This is a genomic window from Pseudomonas sp. Irchel s3b5, from assembly GCF_900187435.1.
In the GTDB taxonomy this organism is placed as follows: domain Bacteria; phylum Pseudomonadota; class Gammaproteobacteria; order Pseudomonadales; family Pseudomonadaceae; genus Aquipseudomonas.
The window spans coordinates 181,823-205,039 of record NZ_FYDY01000001.1; the positions used below are offsets into that span (position 1 = coordinate 181,823).

Consider the following 23,217-nt stretch of genomic DNA (forward strand, 5'->3'; position numbering starts at 1 on the left):
ATCCAATTTCAGGCATAACCGCGTGCTGCCGTTGCATCATAATGCCGCCCAGCTCTATTCATAATCGTGTTACGTACCGTTTCAGCAACCGCCAAGCACCACAGGGAACTTCAAACAATGTCGCAAGCCTCTAACAATCTGGCCGCTTTCATCTGGTCATTGGCTGATTTACTCCGTGGGGATTTTAAGCAAAGCCAGTATGGCCGGATAATTTTGCCGTTCACCCTGTTGCGGCGGCTTGAATGCGTGTTGGAGGCAAGCAAAGCTGCGGTGCTGGCTGAGCATGCACGCATCCAGCATCTCAATATGTCCGAAGAAGCGCAGGAAAAGCTGCTGCTTCGCGCCACGAAACTCCCTGGTCAGTCAGACGGACTATCATTTTTCAACACCTCAAAAATGGACATGTCCAAGCTTGGTGAGGCTGGCATCAAGGCCAATTTGGAATCCTATCTGCAAGGTTTCTCCAAGGATGCTCGGGATATTTTTGAACATTTCAAATTCACCGAGTTTCTCGGCCAGCTCAACGATGCCAATCTGCTTTATAAGGTCGTGCAGCGAGTTCGGCAGACTGACTTAAGCCCCGCAGCTGTTTCCAACCACGACATGGGCTTGGTGTTTGAAGAGTTGATCCGCCGCTTTGCCGAAGGATCGAATGAAACCGCCGGGGAGCACTTTACCCCTCGCGACATTGTGCGCCTAACCACCTCCTTAGTGTTTATGGAAGACGATGATGCGCTGACCAAGCCCGGCATCATTCGCACCATCTACGACCCTACGGCAGGTACGGGCGGCTTTCTCTCCTCGGGCATGGAATACGTGCATGAGCTGAACCCGCAGGCGGTTATGCGAGCTTATGGTCAGGAGTTAAACCCTGAGAGTTATGCCATCTGCAAAGCTGACATGCTGATCAAAGGGCAGAACGTAAGCAACATCAAACTCGGCAACACGTTGTCGAACGACCAACTTTACGCTACCGAGTTTGACTACATGCTCTCCAACCCGCCCTTTGGTGTGGATTGGAAAAAGATCGAGCAAGAAATCAGTGAAGAGCACGCGCAAAAAGGTTTCAGTGGCCGTTTTGGCGCAGGTTTACCACGGGTCAGCGATGGCTCCTTGTTGTTCCTGATGCACTTGCTCAGCAAGCTACGCGACGGTTCTCAAGGCGGCGGGCGGATTGGCATCATCCTCAATGGCTCGCCGTTGTTTACCGGTGGCGCCGGCTCAGGCGAGTCGGAAATCCGTCGTTACATTCTTGAAGCAGACCTGCTCGAAGCCATCATCGCGCTGCCCACTGACATGTTCTACAACACGGGTATTTCGACCTATATCTGGGTGCTGTCGAACAAAAAAGCCCAGGAGCGTAAGGGCAAGGTGCAGCTGATCAATGCCGTGAACCTTTTCGGAAAAATGCGTAAATCCCTCGGTTCCAAGCGCAATGAAATGGACGAAAACGATATCGCCACGGTGATCCGCGCCTTCGGCAGCTTTGCCGCAGTAGATGCCTACGAACTGGACAAACAAACCGCACAAAAAAGCAATCGAGGCCGCCAGGCTGCCAACCCGAAAGTCGAGACTGCCAAGACCTTCGCTAGCAAGATCTTCAACAGCCATGAGTTCGGCTATCGCCGCATCAGCATTGAGCGACCATTGCGTCTGTCTTACCAGTTTAGTGACGAGCGAGTGGCTACCTGCCGCTTTGCCCCCGGCGCCCTCAACATCGCTATGCGTTGGGTTTACCAAGAGTTCAGCGCAGTAGAAGGCGAAAGCTGGAGCGACGGCGACAACTGCAGGCGTTACGGTGACCTAAGCGCCCATGAAGACGTTATTCGGCGTTACTGCAAGCTGCACTTCCCCGATCTAAAAGAGAAACACATTAAAGATCTGCTCAACAGAACAACATGGATGGATCAGAAGCGGCTGTTACTCAAGGCGCAAAGTCTGCAGGCCAGCATTGGCACCGTCCAGCATGATGACTTCAACATCTTTGACGAGGCAGTCAAAGCAGTCTGCAAGCAACAGGGCATTGTCCTAGACGCCAAAGACAAAAAACAAATCATCGATGCAGTGAGCTGGAAAAACCCAGAAGCGGCAAAGGTCATCAAAAAGGCGCATAAGACCAAAGAAAATCCCTTGTACGGATTGTTTGCCGTCAACGGTGAGGTGCTGGAATATCAAACCGATAGCGAGCTGCGTGACAACGAGAACGTCGCGCTCGATCCGAGTCAAAGCGTAAATTCAATTAACGAGGCTTACTTCCTAAAAGAAGTGCAGCCGCACGTGCCCGATGCCTGGATTGATGCCAGTAAGAAAGACGCAAAGGATCAGCAAGTCGGAATCGTCGGCTATGAAATCCCCTTTAACCGACATTTCTACCAGTATCAACCCCCACGGGATTTGCTCGAAATAGATGCGGATCTGGATGCCGTATCAGCCGAAATTCTGCAGCTGCTGCAAGAGGTGCATTCGTAATGGCGGTGCGATATAAGCCGTACCCTCAGTATAAGGACTCAGGAGTTGAGTGGCTTGGAGTAATTCCGAGCACATGGCCTATAGCGAGAATGGATGATCTTGCAGCCACCATAAAAGATCAGATCACTCCTAAAGAGCTAGAGTCAAAAGTTGTAATTCACTACAGCATTCCAACAGTGCAGGAAATAGGCATTGGCAGAGCAGAAGAAGGAGATACCATTGATAGCAATAAATTCATAGTTGCAGCCGGTGATGTTTTATTTTCAAAATTAAACCCACGCAAACAAACAATATCAACTGTCGCCTCGCACGCTCAAATGGCGGTAGCTTCGACTGAATTTGTAGTTTTGCGACCAATAACACAAGGTCAAAAATACCTACATTACATGCTGCACTCCAAAGAGTTAAACTCTTTCGTGTGCAGCCAAGTTGAGTCCGCAACAAAAAGCCATCAAAGAATCAATCCATCTGTAATTTCAAAGCTAAAATTTGCATTGCCTCCAGAAAATGAAAGATTAAGCATTTCTAATTTTCTCGACCACGAAACGGCTAAAATCGACAACCTGATCGAAAAGCAACAACAGCTTATCCAACTGCTGAAAGAAAAGCGTCAGGCCGTGATTAGCCATGCCGTTACCAAAGGGTTAGACCCCAACGCCAAGCTGCGCGATTCGGGGGTTGAGTGGTTGGGGGAGGTGCCGGAGCATTGGGAAGTAAAACAAGCAAAATATATTGCTGACATTACACGGGGTGCTATTTTAAGGCCGGTTGATGCGCCTGAATATTTTGATGATGAGGGTGAGTGGGCTTATTTAAATATTTCCGACGCCACAGCATGCGATAAATATTTATTTAAGTCTAAGTTGAGGCTCTCAGTGTTGGGCAGCACTAAAAGTGCAAGGGTGTACCCGGGCAATGTGATAATCACAGCCTCAGCAACAATAGGCAAGGCATTTATAAACAAAATCAAGGTGTGTATTCACGATGGATTTATTCCATTCTGCAACCTAAAAATCGACAACGGCTATTTGTATCACTATCTATCAAATCCGTTTCTTTATGCTGCCATGGGAAAGTCTAATACGCAAAAAAATATATACCTTGACGAGGTTAAAAACATGCTCGTTACAGTTCCTCCAAGCTGCGAGCAGTTAGAAATTGTTAAACAAATTGAATTTAGCTCAATGCAATTTAACTCCCTTTTAGGAAAAGCTGAAAATGCTATTCGGCTAATGCAAGAGCGTCGCACGGCCCTAATCTCCGCCGCCGTCACCGGCAAAATCGATCTAAGAGACTGGATCGCGCCACAAACAAGTCAGACTAACAAGGAAGTTGCCGCATGAGTGCATTGGGTGGCAGTAAGGCCAACGAGCTGACGTTTCAGAACGACATGCTCAAGCATTTATTGGCCAGTGGCTGGCTATTGGGCAATGCGGAACACTACAACCGTGAACTGGCCTTGTACCCCGACGACCTGCTGGGTTTTGTCAAAGAAACCCAGGTTGAACAGTGGCAAAAGTTCTGCACGCTCTACCCGAGCAACCCAGAGCGCCACTTTCTTGAACGTGTTGCTACCCAGCTGAATAAAACTGATCCCAATGCCGCCAGCAAAGAAATGCGCACCTTCGGCACGCTGGGCGTGTTGCGCCATGAACTTCGTCACCGTGGCACCCGGTTCAGTCTGTGCCAGTTCAAACCTGAACACGATCTAAACCCCGATACCTTGGCTCGCTACGCTAAGAACCGCTGCCGTGTCGTGCCTGAGGTGGCTTATTCGCCTTGGGCAAGCAAAGAACATCTCGAAAAGTCCGGCAGCAAGGCCAAAGCCTGGCGAATTGACTTGGTGCTGTTTGTAAATGGCTTGCCGGTCGCCACGCTAGAGCTGAAATCCGAATTCAAGCAGGCTGTGCATAACGCCATTAAGCAATACAAAACCACACGCTTTGCCACCGACCCAATCACCAAAAAGCCAGAGCCACTACTGACCTTCAAGCGTGGTGCTCTGGTGCATTTTGCCGTGAGCCAGTACGAGGTCTATATGGCCACGCGACTGGAAGGCGCTGAGACCTTCTTCCTGCCATTCAACAAGGGCACCACAGTTGGCGGTGCCGGTAACGATGTGCCGGAAGACATCAACCAGTACGCCACCGATTATTTGTGGAACGAAGTCTTACTGCCCAAGAACTTGCTGGCGATTCTCGGGCGCTTTGTGCATCTGCAGATTGAAGAGAAAGAAGACTGGGAAGGCCGTAAATACAAAAAAGAAAGCCTAATTTTTCCACGCTACCACCAATGGGATGTAGTGAATAAGCTGGTCACGGCGGCCCGCACCGAGGGCCCCGGCCATAAGTACCTGATCCAGCACAGCGCCGGTTCCGGTAAGTCCAATTCGATTGCATGGGTAGCGCATCAGCTATCGGCGCTTTATGACGACCAGGGCTGCAAGCAATTCAACTCCGTGATTGTGGTAACGGATCGCACCGTGCTGGATGATCAGCTGCAAGACACCATTAACCAATTTGAACACGTCGATGGCGCGGTTGGCCGCATCAATAATCAGGAAGGCGACGGCTCCAAATCGGAAAAGCTCGCAACCGCGCTGGAAAACTCACAGCCGATTATTATTGTCACCATCCAGACCTTCCCCTACGTGCTACGCGCCATCGAGAATAGCGTCAGCCTGAAAGAACGCAGCTACGCGATCATTGCCGACGAAGCCCACTCCTCGCAAACTGGTTCTACAGCGCGTCAGCTGAAAGAAGTGCTGATGATTGAGGCCAAGGCTGATGGTGAGGACGAACTCAACTCTGAGGACATCCTCGATGCCGCCGTGGCGTCACGCAAGGCGTCAAAAAACCTGAGTTATTTTGCCTTCACCGCCACGCCAAAAACCAAGACGCTGGAGCTGTTTGGCCGTTTGCCCAAGCCTGCTGAGCAACCCTCTAAATCCAATAAGCCCGAGGCCTACCATGTGTACAGCATGCGTCAGGCCATTGAAGAGGGCTTTATTCTCGATGTGCTGAAGAACTATACCAACTACAAAGTGGCCTACAACCTGGCGCAAAAAATCGATAAGGCCGATCAGGAAGTTGAGAGCAAAAAAGCGAAGGTCAAGCTCAACCAGTGGGTGCGCCTGCACGAGTACAACATCGCGCAAAAGGTGCAGGTTATCGTAGAGCACTTCCGCAGCAACGTCATGGGCCTACTAGGTGGGCAAGCCAAAGCCATGGTGGTCACCAGCTCTCGCAAAGAAGCTGTGCGCTACAAGCTGTGTTTTGACAAATACATCGTCGATAAGGGCTACAAAAAAATCCATGCCATGGTGGCGTTCTCGGGCGAGGTGGAATTTACCGATAAAGACCCGAACGCCGTCGCGCTACTTGGCACCAAATATACCGAGAGCAACATGAACCCCAACCTCAAAGGCCGCGACATGCGCAAAGCCTTTGATAGCGATGATTATCAAGTGATGATCGTTGCCAATAAATTTCAGACCGGTTTCGACCAGCCCAAGTTATGCGCGATGTACGTGGACAAAAAGCTCGGCGGTGTGGAGTGCGTACAGACCTTGTCGCGCTTGAATCGTACTTATCCGGGCAAGGCGGAAGTTGGCACCTTCATCCTGGATTTCTTCAACGAGCCGCAGGAAATCCTCGACTCATTCCAGCCGTATTTTCAGACGGCAGAGCTGGCGGATGTCTCAAATCCAGACTTGATCTTCGATCTGTTTGAGAAGCTCAACGCGGCGGGCATTTATAAGTCGAGCGAGGTTGAGCAGTTCTGCGCAGCATTTTTCGTCAAAAACAAAAGCAATGCGGCGATTGCCAACATTTGCAAGCCAGCGGTCGAACGCTGGACGAAAAGCTACAAGCAGGCGGTTGAGGCCTATGCGCACTCGAAAGAAATATTTGAGCGGATTAAAAAGACCCAAGATGCGGTGTTGATCGCCAACGCGGAAAATGACCTGAAGGAATGCAAGCAAGCCAAGGACGCCCTCGACATCTTCAAAAAGGATCTTGGTACCTTCGTGCGTTTCTATGAATTCATGTCGCAGATCGTCGATTACGATGACAAACAGTTAGAAAAGCTCAGTCTGTACGCGCGCAACCTAAGTCCAATGCTGCGCGAAACCGCTGTGGACGAGGATGATATTGACCTCAACAGTATCGTGCTCAGCCACTACCGCGTTTCGAAAATACGCCAGCAAGACCTGAAGCTAATAGAAGACTCGACCGACCATAAACTGGTACCAGGAGAGGGACTTGGCTCAGCAACGGCAAAGGACATCAAGGAAGAGCTGCTTTCGCAAATATTAGAAAGGCTCAATGAGCTGTTTGTGACTGATCAGCTGACTGAGAAAGACATGGTGAATTACGCCTACACCATCCGCGACAAGGTCAGTGAAAACCAATTGGTCATGCAGCAACTGGCCAACAATACCGCTGAGCAAGCACTGCTGGGGAACTTTGCCAACGCGGTAGATGACGCAATAATGGACAGTGGCGATGCTCACCAGAATCAGATGATGCAACTGTTATCTGATCCAGCTAAAGCCAGTAAATTTGCGAAGGTGGTTTTTGACCTGCTTAACCTGACAACGTAATTACAGGCTCCACTATTTGAGAAATGGCTTTTTATGGGCGTAACAGGGCACTCAACGGGACATCCGCTGACGAGACAGCCGATTAACGTCGGCGTTAGGCCTCACGAAGATACACTGATTCCACGGAGAAAATTTTCATGCCACGAAAAAGTAGACCACTTGCATGTGAATTAGAAGACTTCAAGAACATACCTATCGAAGTTCGCAGTTTTGCGAAGGCTTTTCACGATTTTTCTGCTGCAATGTTGGCGTTGATGCGATTTTGACCCTAGCTACCGGAATTCATTGACCCGCCCGAACACTCAGTGATGTCCTTGCGCAGGATTTCAGAGGCCGCATATAGGTCAGTCAAAATCAGCAGCCTGGGTCAAAATCGCATCCGCCCCAACACCTAAGCCTTTGGAGGCACGGAAGGTAGGCTTTACCTAAGCCAACGTGTAGCGATTATGATGATCTGACCTCGCCAGCCAAGTGAAGGCCCGTTGACAATGGCGGTATGATGGCATGATACTTTCTGCGTGAAGCTTACAGGCAGATTTTTTGCCGCGTTTCGCGGCATTTGAAACCATCGTGTCGGAGATTGCTCCTACGCGACTCACAAGTTGGCGGTTCGGAATACCCTGCCGGGACGCATTTGAGTGCCTGTAAGCTTCCGCTCCCAAACAAGGATGTTGCATGTCAAAGCTGCATCAACTTCAGAAAGCAACCTCGCTTCATGATTTAGCGGCCATCCTCAATTACACGCCAAGCGCATTATCATACTTGGTATATAAGAGGCCCGGTAAGTACACTCAGTTTTCAATTCCCAAAAGCAATGGCTCACCTCGATTAATTAGTGCTCCATGTGATGAGTTAAAAGCTCTTCAGAAGCAGGTAAAAGTTCTTTTAGATGAGTGCTTGGCCACTATCGAGAAAGTTGGGGCCGAACGAGGAGCGATATCTCATGGCTTTAAAGACGGCTATTCGATAGTTACCAATGCGGAAGTCCATAAAAAACGACGTTTCGTATTTAATGTCGACCTTCAGGGGTTCTTTGATAGTATCCACGGGGGCAGGGTACGTGGGTTCCTCATAAGCAATAAAGATTTCAAGCTTCATCCCAAAGTGGCAACCGTTTTGGCGCAAATCATGTGTCATGACGACAAACTACCCCAAGGAAGCCCCACCTCACCTGTCGCGTCCAATCTAATCGGCCACTTACTGGATTTGAGACTCGTCCAACTATCAAAAAAAAATGGTTGCTCTTATTCTCGTTACGCGGACGATTTGACATTCTCAACGAATAAGAAGATTTTTCCTGCGGAAATTGCTTCTTCCGATAACGGCAGTAATCCATGGGTAGCTGGCCCGGCTCTTGCTAAAATTATTAAGAAGAGCGGGTTCAAGCTTAATCATGATAAAACACGGATGCAGTACAGAACCAATAGACAATCTGTCACCGGCCTCACAGTTAACCAGATTACCAACACGCCTGTTGAGGTTCGGCGAACCGTGCGAGCAATGGCTCATTGCTTATTTAACAACGGCTTCTATTTCGTCAAAGACAAAGCCTCAGTGTCTGACAAAAAGAATAAGCCCGAAATAAAAGATCACACCCAGCTGGAAAAGATTGACGGCTATTTTAGCTACATATACATGGTCGACCAATTCAATCGTAAAAAAATAGTTGATAATAGCAGTGTAAAAATAGAATCAATCAAAAAAGCCGCTCTAGAGAAAATTCACGGCGACTTCTTGTTCTATAAGAACTTCTATGCTTCTTCTCAGCCGACAATTTTATGCGAGGGTAAAACAGATAACGTTTATTTAACCTGTGCAATGAAGTCTTTGATGGACAGGTTTCCTCGCTTATGCAAACCAAATAAAGATGGTAATCCAGCTTTACGGGTTCGCTTTATTAACTATAGCGAGCTTACACACAGGGTGCTTGATCTGAATGGTGGATCTGCAGATCTCGCTGCGTTCATTCGCTTCTACGCAAAAAATTGCGCTAAATATAAGGCGCACCCACCTCTACATCCAACCATCATAGTAGTTGATAATGACAGCGGCTCAGACCCAATATTCAAGGCAATAAAAGAGTCTACTGGTAGTCGTTACTCTATTGCGAACGGCAAAGGAACAGTTCTGGATAAATCTCAAACAATTTACTATATCGCTCAGAACCTATACGTTGTTTTAACTCCCTTGAAGGGTGGGCAGCCGACCATGATGGAGGATTTTTTCCCTTCGTCTACCTTGCAAAAAGTATGGGAGGGTAAAACGTTTGAGGTTCTGAGCAAACCATCCAAGACCACATATAACAAAAACACATTCGCACAAAGAATCGTGAAGGCCAATCGTACCGATATTGAATTTAAAAGGTTTGCGCCAGTTCTTAGATCGATAAGCGAAGCCATCAAGGATTACCCAAGAATCAAGAAGTCTGTAATTGAGCAAAACTTGGCGCTAAAATCGAAAGCTTAACTTTAAAGCACTCGTTGCAGATTGCGTTAACGTTCACATCGCCAAAACGAGGCGATGTCGAAGTTTTCGCTAAAGTTACGTCCTCATAAGCTCAAGCCAGTATGCCGGGCTACCTCGTGAGCACTTATAAAAAACCATGCATCGACTCTCTGACCATTCGGGTTTTGGCCGCCTGGAGCTTCTATGCCTGCGTACGATTTCCGGTCGCATGGACGATGCGCACTCTGACCATGTTACCGGGCTTCAGCCTAAGTGAGGAAGAGGCCATCGGCGGCTAAGTGGTAGAAAACATCATAATTTTTTGTGCAGCATCTCAGGCACCGTCGACAAGATCGTGACCGGTTCACCGAGCCTGTAACGTCGTTTCTTTCGCTGTAACGTTGGTTACGTTACAACGAGCAAAACTACGTTACAGGACACAATAAAAAGCCTCCCGAAGGAGGTCATGATCACTGTCGCCAGGATTCGACCGCCTCGGCACCGTGCTCAGCCTTCCACGCTTTCAGTGTTGCGTGGTTACCACCCTTGGTCTCAACCATTTCGCCGTTGTGAGGGTTTTTGTAGATCTTCACTTCACGCGGCTTGCGAGTGGTTTTTTCCTGACTGACCGGCGACTGCTGACGGACGCTAGCCTTAGGATCAAGGAGATTAATCACGTCGCGCAGAGAGAAACCGTACTCGGCCAGCAAAGCTCGAAGTTTGTTTTCAAACTCCATTTCCACCTGGATAGCGGTATCGCCCTTCATGGCCTCAAGTTCAGCTAGCTGTGCAGCGAGTTGTTGTTCGAGGCGGCGGTATTCGGCAAGACGAGACATAGGGTTATCCTTGGAGTGATAAAGCGACAAGACTACAGGGTGTCCGTGAGCAACGGCTATCCCATGGCCTTAGAATTCCATCGCCTAAAACAACTCGCTCACCGGAACAAATACTGAGCCAGTCTCAGCCGCTGCACGCACCTTGCGCTCAATGACGTCTGCGAAAGGGATCTGCTTTTCCAGGGCTTCGTTAATATCCTTGCCCGAAATGCAGACCAGGCTTTTTCCGCGCCCGAACGCTTCTAGCCCGACATCCGTGAAGCCGTAATAGCTGATGAAGACTCCTCGCGTCCAAGTGGCCTTCTCGCTGATCTTGCCCTGTAGGATATGGAGCTCTCCAGCTCCAACGGGATTGGCCACCCACTTCGCCTCAACGAGATAGATATCCCCGCGACACTGGAAGCTCCCGTCTATTTGCTCACCAGTATTTCTAAACGGTGCACGGGGCTGAAGATTGGAAGCCTCGAACAACTGCTGCAGGAAGGTCTCAAACGCGTATCCACGAGCTTGGGGGGCGAGCTTATGAATATACCATAAGGACTTTTTCAACTGAGCCGCCTGATCGATGCTGACATGCCGCACCGCAGCGAAGGGATCGCCCACGACATCATTACCTAGTGAGCCAGACTCCAAGCTTTGGATCAAGGTCAAGAAGCGTCCCTCGGCATTCACCACCGTGTCATCTTTGCACTGGTTGGACAGGGATGCCTGGCGATACTGCCACAGAGCTTTCAGCGTTCGCACACAGGTTGTCGTGTCCGCAATCGCTAGAAAACTGCGAAGACGCCTGGCCTTGGACGTACCATCCGCCGCGAAGAGCGGAGCATCAATATTGATCTCCAATTCCCCAAGGAAGAACTGTCCGAATGTACGATTCGAGAAGTCCAACACGTACCCCTTTTCCATATCGAAGAGGATATCCAGCAGTTTCATATCCAACGGTTTTATCTTGGGCATCCCACGCGTCCTTGATCAAGCCAGCGATCCGAGCATACGACATCATTTAGGAATCACGTAGAGTAAATCACATGAAGAAGCACGCTCTCGTAGGTAGCAAATGCGTACGCCACTTGTGATGAAGATGCTTGATGCGCGCAAATTCGGATTGCCCGATCCCTTCGCCAGAGAAAGCGCATTTTCGGTGAAAGAACTCTGCAGCCAAGCCGGAATACCTTGCCGTGCATTTGGTCATCATGCCGATTTCAAAATGATCGCGATGATTGATAGCGAGGACAATTATCTGTTCATGGGTGATGACGGCCCTTTCTACAGCGTTGGCCGAAAGTTGATTACAGAGACGGCCCCGGCTGACGTGGCGCTGAGGGTCTTGGAGGTAATGGCATATACCTTCCACGAGTATTCTTCGAGAGAGTGCTTGAATGGACAGGGCCTGTTTACTGTCTCGCCAGGCGCCTATGGAAATGAGCACTGAGTTTCGATTACCACCCAGCCCAGCCATCCCCAACAGACATGCCCAACAGATAAGCATCGGAAGTTACCGAGCAGCGCGCTGATCGTGCGTACGAGCCACTACACCCTGGGCACAAAGGTCATACGTCTTGCGCAATAAAAACTCGTCGTCAGAGCAGACGCTCGAATGTGTGAAGATCGTAGATAAGAAGCGCTTGCGCTCGACTCTGCCGATCTCAGACCAGAGCCGTGGCTGACCTTGAATGTCTGGAGTCGCCAGACGATCTAAAAAATACGCCTCAAGGCTGTGTAGACGTTGCTGGCCGTCCAGTAGGATTTGACTGTTTTCCGCCAAAGCCCTGCCAGCATCTGGATATCCGCACCACTCGTTGGTGATGTAACTCCCGAGATCCGTACCTGACCAGACTGCAAGAATAAATCGAGATTGCTGTCCTGCATTCCACACCAGTCCCCGCTGCCACGAGGGAACCGGGATGCCCAAAACAAATCGCGCAGCCCAAGGATACTGAGCGTGGAAACTCGTAGGATCCGCTTGGTATTTTTCGAATCCGCAGGCCAGTAGGTCGATGGGGAAATGATGGGATGCAGTAGCTAGAGGTCGCTGAGGCATCTGAATGCCGGAGTCTAGGATTTCGTCATCTGCGTAACGCAAAAAAATGGAAGACATGTGTTTCCTTAAACGAGGATGTTTACAGGCTGGCTGGTAGGTTTGATTGAATTAGGTGCCGTCGCCATGCGTCCACAGTCGCAATGATCAACAAGTCACGGTCTGTGGCATGGGTGTCGATCTGTTCACCATCTACAAGTGCTTGGGCATAGCCCTCAGCTCGCGCCGCTGCGTTGTCAAACTCACAGAGGGAGGCGGATGATCCGATGTAATTGATCAGGCGTTCCCACGCTCGTCGCTGACGGTTGCCTCGCGTCGTGTTGGAAAACGATATAGCGCCTTGCAGGCGTTGGATGAATACGCTGGTGGAGTTCAAGGCTGTTTGCTCATCGTGTACATATAGATGACCAACGGATCGTTTTAAGAAACCTTGAGCGAATCGAAGAAATATTTTCGCAGTGGCGAGTCTGGGGAGTGAAGTCTGCCGAAGGGCTATGCATGGACGCGCTAATGGCACTGAGCTATTGTCCTCAGCACAATTACGCGCAAGTTCGCGGGATGTCATTGGGGAGGATGGGCGCGATGATTTACCAGTGCAATGGATGCAGCAGGACGACTTTCGAGACAGCCTGCCCCTGGTGTATGAGTTCCCAGGTTTCGCCGTCGTCAGAGATCACTCTTCGGCATCTTACCCCGCTGGATCCCTCGTTCTACCCCGACTTCCAATACCGATCAAAAGGCTTGATTCAAGACTTCTTCGGTAAAAAGAAGGAGCAAGCCCAGCTCAACGATCTTCTGAACAACGTTTTGAGAAAGTACGCGGAGCTGAAGCAGCCGTACTTCACGAACTTCATTCATACAACCCGCGAAAGCGCGGGGAGCAGTGATGACGCGAGTGCGCCAGGGCCACGATTGGACGGTGTGTATACCGAGCGGGAGTTGTTCAGGGAGGTCTTGATTCGCAAAGGCTTTGACGAGCTTGAGGGGCTTCCATCTCTCTTGGATAAGCTGCTGCAGACCACTGCTTTTAACTCAGCCTACCTAGGTTTCTCAAGAGAGTTGACGCGCCACATTCGATTCGATTTGGCCGACACCTTACGTTCATGGATTGAAGAGGCAGGGACAACGTTCAGATCAGACTTGGCCTTGTTCTATTACTATCTCTGGGAAAATGATGTCACATTTCCTAACGTCCAATTCAATCCCCAAGCCGCATCCACCTCTGGTGTTCCACTACTTCCATTACAGGCTTTTCGAAATGGCTTGAGCCTCTGCGAAGAGATTTACTTCGACATTCTTGTCGAGCGTCTGGGATCCCAGTTGGAGCATTTCAATCCGAACCAATTCATCACAATGTATCTGGTGGATGCCATGGACGGTTTTCAGTTCGAGGCCTTCTTGGTCGAGATCTTCCAGACCATCGGATACGACGTGAAGGAGACCAAGAAGACTGCAGATCAAGGCGCAGATCTCTTCGTGAGTCGGTTCGGAAAAAACATGGTGATCCAGGCCAAAAATTACTCAGGTTCGGTGGGCAACGCAGCCGTCCAGCAAGCCATCTCGGCCAAGGCCTTCTATGGTTGCGACGAAGCCATGGTTGTCACCAATTCTTACTACACAAAGTCTGCAAAGGAATTGGCCGGCACAGCGGGCGTGCGGCTGATTGACCGGGAGGGGCTTCAGAGCTATCTGGACGACTACAACCAAAAGCTCATCGAAGTTTTCCAGGCCGAAGAGGAAAGTGCTTAGGGCCACTGGTATACATTGACCACCTGGCCGGCGTTAATGAGACGTGCTAGATGAGCGCGCGATTGGCGTATAGATATTGAACAACTTCCTCAAGCCCTGTGCGGAATTTGATGAGATCACGGGGACGGCCACTCAGTCCGCTATTCGGGCTGTCTAACCAGTTCCTTGCCTTTCCCTCGTCGCCTACTACTGCCAGTAGTGATTGATGCAACTGGATCAAGAGCAAGACTCGACTCCTGGCCTTCGAGCCTGTTTGAAGCAGCTCGTGCCCTTGGCGTAGAAGCAGCACTTGCTCGCCCAATACTGCTGATAGTTGAATTTCATCGAGCCCAAGCGCTTCGCCAGCACGTATGAATGCTGTCCTTAGTACCGCGCTTTCCGAACTAGATCTGACATCCATGCACCACCCTCTGTGAACGACACACGCCCTGGCAGCATTATTTGGGTCTTGCACCTCGGCCTTCGATATCTACGGCCACGCTGCAATCGCTTTCCTCCCTATCGCACCTTCGAGCCGTAGGCGCGGCTAACACAGAGTGAGTCTCTAAGATGATCGAGCGCATTGCCCGTCAACGGAGACTTATGGCTATCGCACGAAATGCTTGAGCGAATGACGAGCCGCAATCACTTCCTCACGTATCTCTGCGGCATCGATAGACATGCCACCCTCTGGTGTCACCCGAAGAGTTTTCAGTCGGTTGACTGCGCTGACGAATTCCTGCTCTCTGATGCGCTCAGACGCCGGCCTATCGTCTTTGAAAAAAAATCTGATGCATCGCGCAAAAAAACTCATGCCTATCTCCTAGTGCTACTCCTGCAACAAGGCACGAATAGGCTCCTTCCCAGGCGCAGGTTAAAACTCATTACAGGCGGTCAGGTGGGGACGTAGTGATTTTTCGAAAGACGTTGAAATTCCCGCAGGCTGCGACGTCCGAAATCTCTCCTGAACGTGACCACAACGTATCGGGAGTTCACAGTCGTAATGACCCAAAACCTTCCCTCTTTCTCGACTTTCTGAATGTCTGCCGTCCGGATCAGATGGCCATCTGCAAAACGCCCATAGGGCCCAGGGTGGGCGTGACCAAACACGACGCCCAAGGCACTGCGCGCATGGAAATTGACGTTTACGAGGTACGCCGTCACAGGCGCCTCATAGCCATGGCCTACGGCCCGAACAATGCGAAGAAGGTCGAAATCTGAGTATCGTTTGGTATGGAAGTCGATAACCACTGAATTGGGCCGGGTCATGTCTACGCACCTACAGTCCTGTAACTCGATCTATGACCTCATCAGACGCTGAACACCGGTACAATTCTTTCAGTCCTGTGAGCGATTGAACGCGAAAATCAGGGTCAAAAGAGTCCGTGTAAAGGCGACCGTTTTCGACTTCCAAAATACAAATCGGCACCTCCGCGCGATCAAAGCCCATAGACAAAACCTCGAGTTTTTCCATCCGCCAACCGGACATTTTGTTAATGCGGCGGGGGGTCATTACCTGCACCTCGTCGACAATAAGGTCTTCACCTTGGGAGCAAAGGAGTTGCACCAAGCGAGGTTCGTCATTGAGAAATTCTTCGTAGGGGAAGAAGCGATCCTCATGTCGACGTTTGATACTGACGTGATACCAGTGGGTGGGCAGCCCACGCGATACTGAATGCCAATGTGCGAGGCCATCGCCAAACATACCTACAAAGCCAGCTTGGTCTTCCATGCTTGTACGGAACATCGTGAATCTCACCTCAACGGTCTCAGTTACGAGATCGGCAGTTAACATAAAGCGAATATTGTCTTGAGCGATGCAGTCATCTCGCGACCTTCGCCGACGAGCACGTAAACCGTGTTCCTGGTTTCAAACAGGCAAACGTCATCGAACGAAACACACAAAGTCGAACGCACCCAGCTTCCAGGGGTGAACCGGCCATGCCCATCCCAGATCACACAATGGGAATAGAGAAACATTGGCAGCAAGCCTTGAGCGCGCACTTTTGCGAGGGATTCGGCAGGTTCGTCGACATGGAAAATGAGCCAGTCCTCCACCAGGCAATGCGCCTTTTGGGGAAAACGATCTGCGACCATCGCATCGATTTCCGGTCGAGACATCTCGGTGCCTGCTGACGATATCCGCTGGTTTTGGAGCAGCTCGAGCTCCACAGAGCTATTAGTCACCAACTACCTCGGTATCCAAAATGACGAAAGATGCACATAAAGAATCGTAGCGTTAGACCGCCAATGACTCACTCGTACCAATATATCTGTTTGTGTGGGTCATGGCAAACAAGGCATACCGTCTCCTTTTACGGAGGCAGCGAAATGTCGCTACGCCACTCTTTTGCTGCCGTGCTCCAGTCACTGCGAAGCCAGCTAGGGCTGTCTCAACAGGACGTCTCTGACCAAGTATCTCAACAGACCGTCAGCGCCCTCGAAGCTGCACGCTCCACGGCAACCATCGATACGTTGAAAGATTTAGCGACCTCACTACATGTCAGCCCAGCGAGCCTATTCGCGATGGTTGTAGCATCAGAAAAACAGAAGACGACACGACAAGTGCTACTTGAAGCACTCGCTGAAGTGGAAGCTCTGGGTCGAGCTGACGAGATACTGGAGCGCCTGCCACGCGAGATTGAGCATCCACGAATAGTCGCAGCTAGAGAGAAGTGGAAGGCAGTGCAGGCTCTAAAAAAAGACGGCCTGACGCAAGCAGAAGTGGTACGAGCATTGGGTTATTCGAAAGGTACAGTCTGGCGCCTCTGGGAACGTGAACCAGGCATTTAACCCGCGCCCCATCCTGCTTGGCGCACCTTAGCGCAGACGGCATGAGCTTATCTTCTTGACCCATGGACAAAGCGATTCACGCGACTCCATTACCTACCCGAAAATTTCGTCGGGGTCGACGGAGATGCCACCGTTCAGTTTCACAGTGAAAGTATTGAGACCGTTCAATGCCTGGATGAACTCGCGTGCCCTCTGCTTTTACCATTCAGGCCGTAGATCAAGGAAAATCGTTTCCAGATGCGTGATAAAAAGTTTCAAATTTATGCGCGTGCCCCCAAAAGCTTGATCCCTCTTCAAAACTACTGACTTCGCTTTGGCCGTCACCTCAGCCACCGGCGGCTCATAAGGCTATTAGCGTTCCAATGACCTTACATCCCCACCGTCAACAACCGGTCTAGGAAAATTTAATCGGGGAACAAAAAGCCTGAATATAGTGGAAGGAAGCACTCTAAAGCCAGGTCGCTGACGATTAATATGAAAGCGGAGTCATCGCGATCTAATACTCATACCCACCTCGTCACGCAGTTTTTCGAGATCTTTAAGCTCTTCGAGAGTAGCAATCAAATTCATTGGCCCATAGAAGCCTGGTTCTGAATACCGTGGGTCTTCCTCCCCATCTAGAACGGTTACGAAAACCCCTGGAACGTCGTTATTCATGTCGTCAATGAGTCTCAATAGAAACCTAACATTATCTCTCAAATATTCAACTTTTTCCTCTAGTTTGACACTTTGATCCGAGTCAGTTGGTAAATTACCTGCGTCAAGGTTAATAATCGTCTGTTTGAGCAATGATACTTTCGCTTCGAGGCCGGCATTCCTTATTTTGAGGGCCTCGAAATCGGAGGAGCTAATGGTAACCGCGACGCAGTCCTTCTCTGAGATATTGAGACTATCTTTGAGTAGCGCACGATACTCGGCGTTTCTTAAAAGAGTTACGTGACTAACCGGCTTTATTTCTTTTGGTCTTTCAGCGAGTGGTAAAGCCTCGTAATTCTTTAGCTCAATCTCGGTGACAACCTTCGACACATCCTTAGCCAGCCTTGTAATATTTGAATAACTTGAATTAGAAATAATTTTCAGAGCACTCTGAATATTAGAAATTCTTGCGAGCTTCTGCTTTTCTCTATATTCATCAAATGTATCAGTTCGCCTTGCCAAAATCAGTCCTCCTGCAGAACAACTCCGATTGTAGCAGATATCATTGGCGTAGGCTTGCCCTGCAAATGCGTTGAGCCAGAAGCGTGATTGATCCTGAAAATATCCTGTACGCTCAAAGCCCCGGTAGTCATCATACTAGAAATTTGTGATGCTAGCTGATGGCATGCGGGCCGATCATCAACTTTAAGCAATTCACTAATCCTATTTTGTTGAACCAGCATCACGTTTCTAAGATAAGCGAACTTCGCGTCAAGTTGCGGACTCAATACGTTTGGAAAATTAAGTACATCAACATATCTTTTCAAAACATGCTCCGAGTCAGTCAAGTTTATCTTAGCGTAATGCGCCATCAGCCCATCTTTTTCCTTGAGAAAGAAGCTTTTTGAATCACCATTCTGCGCCATGATGTATAGCTGTTGCTCGATTGCCTCCAAAGCGTAAGCTTCCCTCGCATATCTATCGTACTCCTCATTAAGACTCTCAAGTACCTGGGGGTTGCGCGCGGTTCGTTTGAGGGCTCTGTACTCACCAAGTTGCGACATTATACCCGCCATCATTTCCTTAGCCTTGTCTTTCTCGGCACTAACGGCCCCTAAGTGATCAACTCCACGAATCGCATATGGGCAAAGAGCGCAAGGCCTCCCAAATCCAATTTGTGCCACGACCTCCCTAGGGCAATGGTTATCGAACGGACAGATATGGCAGTTATTATAGGCCAGCTTTGTATAACGTTTCGCACGCAAAACCTCAATACCGCTCTGTTCTTCCGTCACCCCGGTCAAACTCATTAACCCATGAATCTCAATTGCTTTAACAGGATCCTGCTGAATACTGCTCATCAATCTGGCGTTCATTTTTAAGACAGCTTCGGCGAGCTCAGGCGCGTCTCCCTGCCCAAACCTGTCCATATTTTTAAGCATATAATCCGCCAGTAATTTTTGATGATCCGGCATATTTTGATCATCAAAAATAGTGTAGTACCAAACTAGCTCTTCGGTCTGACCAGTCATGTACTGACCAATGATTGAAGGAGGCAGGAATCTAATAGCTTCCGAAACGAATCCAGCTCGCAGAGCATGTGGGGTATGGGGGCTGGTCAGATCATTCACGCTGATCCTACTAATGAAGACCTGATCATAGCCAGCAATAGGTTCATCAGCAGCACCTGGGCACTTTAAAAAAACCAAATCTTCTCCTGAGTCATCCTGCATTACTTCTCGGATGAAATGCTGCAACATCAAAAGATAAATTGGAAAATGCCGATAATTAGCCCAGCTGCTTGCGGTATTATTGGAATTTCTAAAAAGCGGCTTGTATTGTCCGAATTTCGAGCCTTCCTTCATACCATACCAAAGATCCTGTTTATAAGCCTCTGAAGAGTTGGAGTTATACCAAGCACGCTGCCTATCCATCACGTCAATTACGTGACGAGATACAATTGCTGTCCATTCGCCGTGAGACTTATCACTACTAACGAATAAAGGAGCCAACTGACTTTTACTATAACGATCAAGCACGCAGTCATACCTATCCTTGTCAAGCCAGATGATATGGTGCTGACGAAGCCCAGTCTCACACATTAACTGTGTAACGCGTACTTCATTAGGAGATATCCGCTTTACAAGCTCATTATTGATTTCGAAGTCGATGATGGAATAAAATCTAGGTATAAAATCGAAAGATTGGACTCTGCCCTCATGATAAAATATCGGACAATAATTTAACAAATCGGTATTCACTACCCCAATACCTTTAACCTCCTTAGCGATCAAACCAGCCCACGTATGACTCTCTAGAAGATCAACCATTGACGGCTGGTAAAGTTCTCCATTAAGAACACCACACACTTCACCGGCAGCCATCTTATTAATATGCTCAACAATATACTCTAAGCTATAGAGCATACTAAGAAATGTAGCAAAGTATGGTCGTGGAATAGGTTTCTTAACCGTTCCAGATTTTTTTTGCACGACAGGATAACATGCGCTAGTAAAAGTATTACTGAAGTCAGTGGCATTTGGAAGCACGAGACGATTTGACTGCAAATATTCGCAAAACTCGTCCACAACCAAAACGCGGGAGTACTGAGTTTCGTTGACCCAACAGTTTACTTGGGAGAAAGCTTCTAAATAACCAAGAAAAGTCTTGGGGGGATTTTTTTCATATGCGATCACGCCATCAACAAAAATCGCCTCACGGGTAAAATACAAAGTGCAATGGAATTCATTTATGGTACTCGGATAGTTTTCCAAAGTGCCATCACGACGTATAAAAAAACCGGGCAAATATGAAGATAGATAACTCAAAAGCAAATTACATACAAAAGTCTGATTTCCAGATCGCTGTAATCGCTTTGACTTCACATAGGATTTGAAACACTTATCTACCATCGTAATAAATCTTAGCACCTTAGGATGCAATGTTTGATAGAAGGGGCTAAGAGCGCCATCATACAAAATTCCAAACAATGATTTTATTCGATGAGGGACATAATGAGTTTTGAATACCACATCAAAGTCAAACTCATGCAATCCAAGAGCAAGATCTTTGGCGGCGACGAGTGCAGCCTCGGATAAGATGGACGCCTCTGACTGTTTTAATGATCCAGCACAGGCTAACCGCTCCTTAGAATTCTTTTCAATTTGTTCTCGCTTCGATATTTGGTAGTATTCAATAATACCCTCTACAAGCTTTTGTTTCTCAACACTAGCGCTAGAGAGCGTTAAAAGAAAATCGCTTACATAGTACCGTCGGAGTGGGAGCAAACCAATACCGTTAGCACCGTCAAACAGTGCTTGGCAATCTTTGTGATTCATATCCGAAACATTGTAAAAAGTGGTGCTGAGGAGCAAACGCAACCAAAAGTTTACCCGACTACTGCCATCATTAAACTCCGCCCTTTTAAAAATGCTGACTAAATTCGATCCTGGATGAACAGACCGAATAATTGTCAGGCACTCTACGCCTAATTTCTCACACAGAGCATCTAGGCTTTGATCTTGGTGAGTTATTGTTTGAATCGACAAAGGGGCCAAGAATACCCTTTGCCCCCACAACACCACAAATACCATTTTAAAAAATGCTGACAACGACTCATTATATGTTACAGGAAGTAATCTTAGTGATGCATCAATATCACCCATTGTTAGTTTAGAGTTTCTGAACGTGCTCTCCAGAACGCGCTGTATCTCAATCACACTCCAAGCACGCACATCTAACCCATGCCTAAATGCGGCATCGACCTTATAACCAGAAGTAGATTTACCAGAAGCACCTTGCTCTTTCCGATAAACCTGCCTAACAAGCTCAACTGCCTTCCTGAACTCTTTGGAAACTTGTTCATCCGGAACCAACCAAACGGCCCGATCCTTATGCAAATTAATCACTTGCAACTCCTTTAGAAAGCGACAACTTGAGTTGTTCCAATTCATTCTCTAGATGCTGAATTTGCACTTTTGCCAAACTATAATTAGGCGTGGACATCCTTATCATATTGATCGCCGCAAAGGTCGCCTCAAGCATCTTCGCATCCTTACGGGCGTAACGCTCAGTCGACTTAATAGATTTATGGCCCAGCAACTTTTGTACTAACTTCAACTCAAGGCCGAATTGTTTATTTCGCCCCGGACTCGGACAGTGATTGACCAAGTAGTATGCGTACATATGGCGCAACGAGTGAAAGCCATAGCTTTCCCCAGTAATGAGACGCGCGGCCTTGTTAAAACGTTCCCATACCGTCTGATAAGACGAAGGAATAGGCGCTCCACTTCGTAGGTTGCGAAATAAAAATCTATGCGTCACAGGACGATGGCAGGCCTTTTCCTTTGCTTTTTCCTCTTCGATATAAAGATCTAGATAATACCAAAACATTGAAGCAAACGGTTCAATCAGAAAAGTATCAGGCGTATCTCGCCCTTTGTGCTCCAGCTTATTTAGTTTTTTTTCTGAGATATACTTAATCAGGATATTGCGGCGACTATCTGGGTCAATGATAAGAAATTTATTATTCTGAGGCATATCTGGATCAATAACCAAATCATCCTTTAATACAGTTAGTGCCTCCGATATTCTGCAGCCTGAAGCCGCAACCAAACTCCACAACACTTTATCGCGAAGACAGTCTGTGCTTTCAATAAGAGCCTTACACTTATCAATCGGGAACGCCTTTTCGTCCCCGCCAAATTCATCTGTATGAGCAAGTGTCGACGCTTTCGATACTGCCGAAATATTCGTCCTTTTGATTTTCTTGGCTCCGCCGGCCAAGCACCCTGCAAGCCAACTATTGGCCTTAATAGCAGATTTAATATTTCCTGGCGCCTGGACGTGTGTGGATGCAGGAAGCGGCTGCGCCGAGATATTCAAGACAGAAATATATCCGCTGCGCTGCATCTGTAGCAGGCCATCTCGCATCGCCTCGCTGGCCGCGAGAAAGTTGTTTACACCGGCAAAATGTGTTTCGACGGAAGCACCAGAAAAGTTTTTTGAGCCAAGGATTTTTGCTGCCTCGCGTGCAATGAACGATTCGCTTTGTACTCCGAAGACCAAAAAGCTTTCGTAGCTGTCCAGCGCCTCATTCATCAGTTCCGGCGTTAACCCCCCATTCTGAAAACCTACCGTGTGAACAAAGTTCACGATGTCCTTGGCGGAGTAGCAGTAGCTCTTGACCGTGTTTGCTTTCTTTTTTTTTGTTAGCTGATAAGCCCAGCCATCGAAAAACTCTGCCATGGCGGAATCGGTACAAAGGAGGCGATAAGTGAGTTTTCCGTTACGTGTCGTTTCGAGCAGTTCAGCGTGGTTCATCATGCGTGTGAGGCCTATACGGACTAGAGAGGCCGCACATAGCGTGACGGCTGGGACGCATAATTTCACAATGCGCAACCGTCCGCAATAGAATGCAACTTTTTTGTTGCATCTTAGAGTATGCTCACAGAATACTCATAAATGCTGATCACTGATGCTCCTGTGAATTTTCATCTGGATGGCTTGGTGACGCGGAGACAAAACCTCCTCTGAGCATGCGGCCCTGGCATAGGCTCTCGCTGGTTCCACCCATAGCGTCCATCAAGTCGAGATAGGCAAAGCGCATTCAGGACTTGCCTGGAAGGGTATTGCTTGGATTTGAGTTCTCGAAGGGCTCTGTAGGTGCT

Annotated in this window: 17 protein-coding genes; 7 read left to right on the plus strand and 10 right to left on the minus strand. The window is 48.6% G+C overall.

Annotated features, from left to right (window positions below):
- Positions 1 to 117 precede the first annotated feature (117 nt).
- From CKW15_RS00805 to CKW15_RS00820, 4 genes are all read left to right on the plus strand, one after another.
- Positions 118 to 2,469 (plus strand): class I SAM-dependent DNA methyltransferase, encoded by a 2,352-nt coding sequence (locus tag CKW15_RS00805; RefSeq protein WP_095151290.1) that lies wholly within the window; start codon positions 118 to 120, stop codon positions 2,467 to 2,469.
- Complete coding sequence (locus tag CKW15_RS00810) at positions 2,469 to 3,812, plus strand: restriction endonuclease subunit S (RefSeq protein WP_095151291.1); 1,344 nt, start codon at positions 2,469 to 2,471, stop codon at positions 3,810 to 3,812. Before CKW15_RS00805 ends, CKW15_RS00810 begins: the two co-directional genes overlap by 1 nt.
- Positions 3,809 to 7,072 (plus strand): type I restriction endonuclease subunit R, encoded by a 3,264-nt coding sequence (locus CKW15_RS00815; RefSeq protein ID WP_095151292.1) that lies wholly within the window; start codon positions 3,809 to 3,811, stop codon positions 7,070 to 7,072. Before CKW15_RS00810 ends, CKW15_RS00815 begins: the two co-directional genes overlap by 4 nt.
- Before the next feature lie 675 nt (positions 7,073 to 7,747).
- Positions 7,748 to 9,538: a retron Ec67 family RNA-directed DNA polymerase/endonuclease gene (locus CKW15_RS00820; protein WP_095151293.1), complete on the plus strand. Its 1,791-nt coding sequence runs from the start codon at positions 7,748 to 7,750 to the stop codon at positions 9,536 to 9,538.
- A gap of 449 nt (positions 9,539 to 9,987) precedes the next feature.
- Here CKW15_RS00820 and CKW15_RS00825 read toward each other — a convergent pair whose 3' ends face one another.
- A complete protein-coding gene (locus tag CKW15_RS00825; protein WP_095151294.1) occupies positions 9,988 to 10,353 on the minus strand; it encodes a histone-like nucleoid-structuring protein, MvaT/MvaU family in 366 nt (121 codons plus the stop codon).
- A gap of 84 nt (positions 10,354 to 10,437) precedes the next feature.
- Positions 10,438 to 11,310 carry a restriction endonuclease gene (locus tag CKW15_RS00830; RefSeq protein ID WP_095151295.1) on the minus strand — a complete coding sequence of 291 codons (873 nt, stop codon included), beginning with the start codon at positions 11,308 to 11,310 and terminating at the stop codon, positions 10,438 to 10,440.
- A gap of 100 nt (positions 11,311 to 11,410) precedes the next feature.
- Here CKW15_RS00830 and CKW15_RS00835 point away from each other — a divergent pair, with 100 nt between their 5' ends.
- Positions 11,411 to 11,785: a hypothetical protein gene (locus CKW15_RS00835; protein WP_095151296.1), complete on the plus strand. Its 375-nt coding sequence runs from the start codon at positions 11,411 to 11,413 to the stop codon at positions 11,783 to 11,785.
- A 63-nt stretch (positions 11,786 to 11,848) separates the two neighbouring features.
- Here CKW15_RS00835 and CKW15_RS00840 read toward each other — a convergent pair whose 3' ends face one another.
- A complete protein-coding gene (locus tag CKW15_RS00840) occupies positions 11,849 to 12,451 on the minus strand; it encodes a DUF262 domain-containing protein (protein ID WP_095151297.1) in 603 nt (200 codons plus the stop codon).
- Positions 12,452 to 12,973: 522 nt separating this feature from the next.
- Between CKW15_RS00840 and CKW15_RS00850 the strand changes: the two genes are divergently transcribed.
- Positions 12,974 to 14,140 (plus strand): restriction endonuclease, encoded by a 1,167-nt coding sequence (locus CKW15_RS00850; RefSeq protein ID WP_095151458.1) that lies wholly within the window; start codon positions 12,974 to 12,976, stop codon positions 14,138 to 14,140.
- Between the two features lie 46 nt (positions 14,141 to 14,186).
- Here the strand turns inward: CKW15_RS00850 and CKW15_RS28965 are convergent, their stop codons facing one another.
- The 4 genes from CKW15_RS28965 to CKW15_RS00875 all read right to left on the minus strand — a co-directional run bounded on the left by CKW15_RS28965 (position 14,187) and on the right by CKW15_RS00875 (position 16,240).
- Positions 14,187 to 14,540, minus strand: a complete 354-nt coding sequence (locus CKW15_RS28965; RefSeq protein WP_095151299.1) for an MbcA/ParS/Xre antitoxin family protein — start codon at positions 14,538 to 14,540, stop codon at positions 14,187 to 14,189.
- Positions 14,541 to 15,013: 473 nt separating this feature from the next.
- Positions 15,014 to 15,388, minus strand: a complete 375-nt coding sequence (locus CKW15_RS00865) for a hypothetical protein (protein ID WP_095151301.1) — start codon at positions 15,386 to 15,388, stop codon at positions 15,014 to 15,016.
- 10 nt (positions 15,389 to 15,398) lie between these two features.
- Positions 15,399 to 15,866, minus strand: a complete 468-nt coding sequence (locus CKW15_RS00870) for a hypothetical protein (protein WP_095151459.1) — start codon at positions 15,864 to 15,866, stop codon at positions 15,399 to 15,401.
- A 41-nt stretch (positions 15,867 to 15,907) separates the two neighbouring features.
- On the minus strand, positions 15,908 to 16,240 hold the full coding sequence (locus CKW15_RS00875) for a hypothetical protein (protein ID WP_256583015.1): 333 nt from the start codon (positions 16,238 to 16,240) through the stop codon (positions 15,908 to 15,910).
- Positions 16,241 to 16,450: 210 nt separating this feature from the next.
- Between CKW15_RS00875 and CKW15_RS00880 the strand changes: the two genes are divergently transcribed.
- A complete protein-coding gene (locus CKW15_RS00880) occupies positions 16,451 to 16,912 on the plus strand; it encodes a helix-turn-helix domain-containing protein (protein WP_095151303.1) in 462 nt (153 codons plus the stop codon).
- Positions 16,913 to 17,398: 486 nt separating this feature from the next.
- Here CKW15_RS00880 and CKW15_RS00885 read toward each other — a convergent pair whose 3' ends face one another.
- The 3 genes from CKW15_RS00885 to CKW15_RS00895 are packed head-to-tail and all read right to left on the minus strand — an operon-like array spanning position 17,399 to position 22,873.
- Entirely contained in the window at positions 17,399 to 18,070 is a 672-nt protein-coding gene (locus CKW15_RS00885) for a hypothetical protein (protein ID WP_095151304.1), read from the minus strand.
- A 2-nt stretch (positions 18,071 to 18,072) separates the two neighbouring features.
- Complete coding sequence (locus CKW15_RS00890) at positions 18,073 to 21,456, minus strand: hypothetical protein (protein ID WP_095151305.1); 3,384 nt, start codon at positions 21,454 to 21,456, stop codon at positions 18,073 to 18,075.
- Positions 21,449 to 22,873 (minus strand): site-specific integrase, encoded by a 1,425-nt coding sequence (locus CKW15_RS00895; RefSeq protein WP_256583016.1) that lies wholly within the window; start codon positions 22,871 to 22,873, stop codon positions 21,449 to 21,451. The genes CKW15_RS00890 and CKW15_RS00895 overlap by 8 nt, the downstream gene beginning before the upstream one ends.
- Positions 22,874 to 23,217: the final 344 nt, after the last annotated feature.

Bases quoted from the DNA above. Each gene is read 5' to 3' on its own strand.
- CKW15_RS00805 (WP_095151290.1), top strand. From the start codon at position 118: ATGTCGCAAGCCTCTAACAATCTGGCCGCTTTCATCTGGTCATTGGCT.
- CKW15_RS00810 (WP_095151291.1), top strand. From the start codon at position 2,469: ATGGCGGTGCGATATAAGCCGTACCCTCAGTATAAGGACTCAGGAGTT.
- CKW15_RS00815 (WP_095151292.1), top strand. From the start codon at position 3,809: ATGAGTGCATTGGGTGGCAGTAAGGCCAACGAGCTGACGTTTCAGAAC.
- CKW15_RS00820 (WP_095151293.1), top strand. From the start codon at position 7,748: ATGTCAAAGCTGCATCAACTTCAGAAAGCAACCTCGCTTCATGATTTA.
- CKW15_RS00825 (WP_095151294.1), bottom strand. From the start codon at position 10,353: ATGTCTCGTCTTGCCGAATACCGCCGCCTCGAACAACAACTCGCTGCA.
- CKW15_RS00830 (WP_095151295.1), bottom strand. From the start codon at position 11,310: ATGCCCAAGATAAAACCGTTGGATATGAAACTGCTGGATATCCTCTTC.
- CKW15_RS00835 (WP_095151296.1), top strand. From the start codon at position 11,411: ATGCGTACGCCACTTGTGATGAAGATGCTTGATGCGCGCAAATTCGGA.
- CKW15_RS00840 (WP_095151297.1), bottom strand. From the start codon at position 12,451: ATGTCTTCCATTTTTTTGCGTTACGCAGATGACGAAATCCTAGACTCC.
- CKW15_RS00850 (WP_095151458.1), top strand. From the start codon at position 12,974: ATGATTTACCAGTGCAATGGATGCAGCAGGACGACTTTCGAGACAGCC.
- CKW15_RS28965 (WP_095151299.1), bottom strand. From the start codon at position 14,540: ATGGATGTCAGATCTAGTTCGGAAAGCGCGGTACTAAGGACAGCATTC.
- CKW15_RS00865 (WP_095151301.1), bottom strand. From the start codon at position 15,388: ATGACCCGGCCCAATTCAGTGGTTATCGACTTCCATACCAAACGATAC.
- CKW15_RS00870 (WP_095151459.1), bottom strand. From the start codon at position 15,866: ATGTTCCGTACAAGCATGGAAGACCAAGCTGGCTTTGTAGGTATGTTT.
- CKW15_RS00875 (WP_256583015.1), bottom strand. From the start codon at position 16,240: ATGTCTCGACCGGAAATCGATGCGATGGTCGCAGATCGTTTTCCCCAA.
- CKW15_RS00880 (WP_095151303.1), top strand. From the start codon at position 16,451: ATGTCGCTACGCCACTCTTTTGCTGCCGTGCTCCAGTCACTGCGAAGC.
- CKW15_RS00895 (WP_256583016.1), bottom strand. From the start codon at position 22,873: ATGATGAACCACGCTGAACTGCTCGAAACGACACGTAACGGAAAACTC.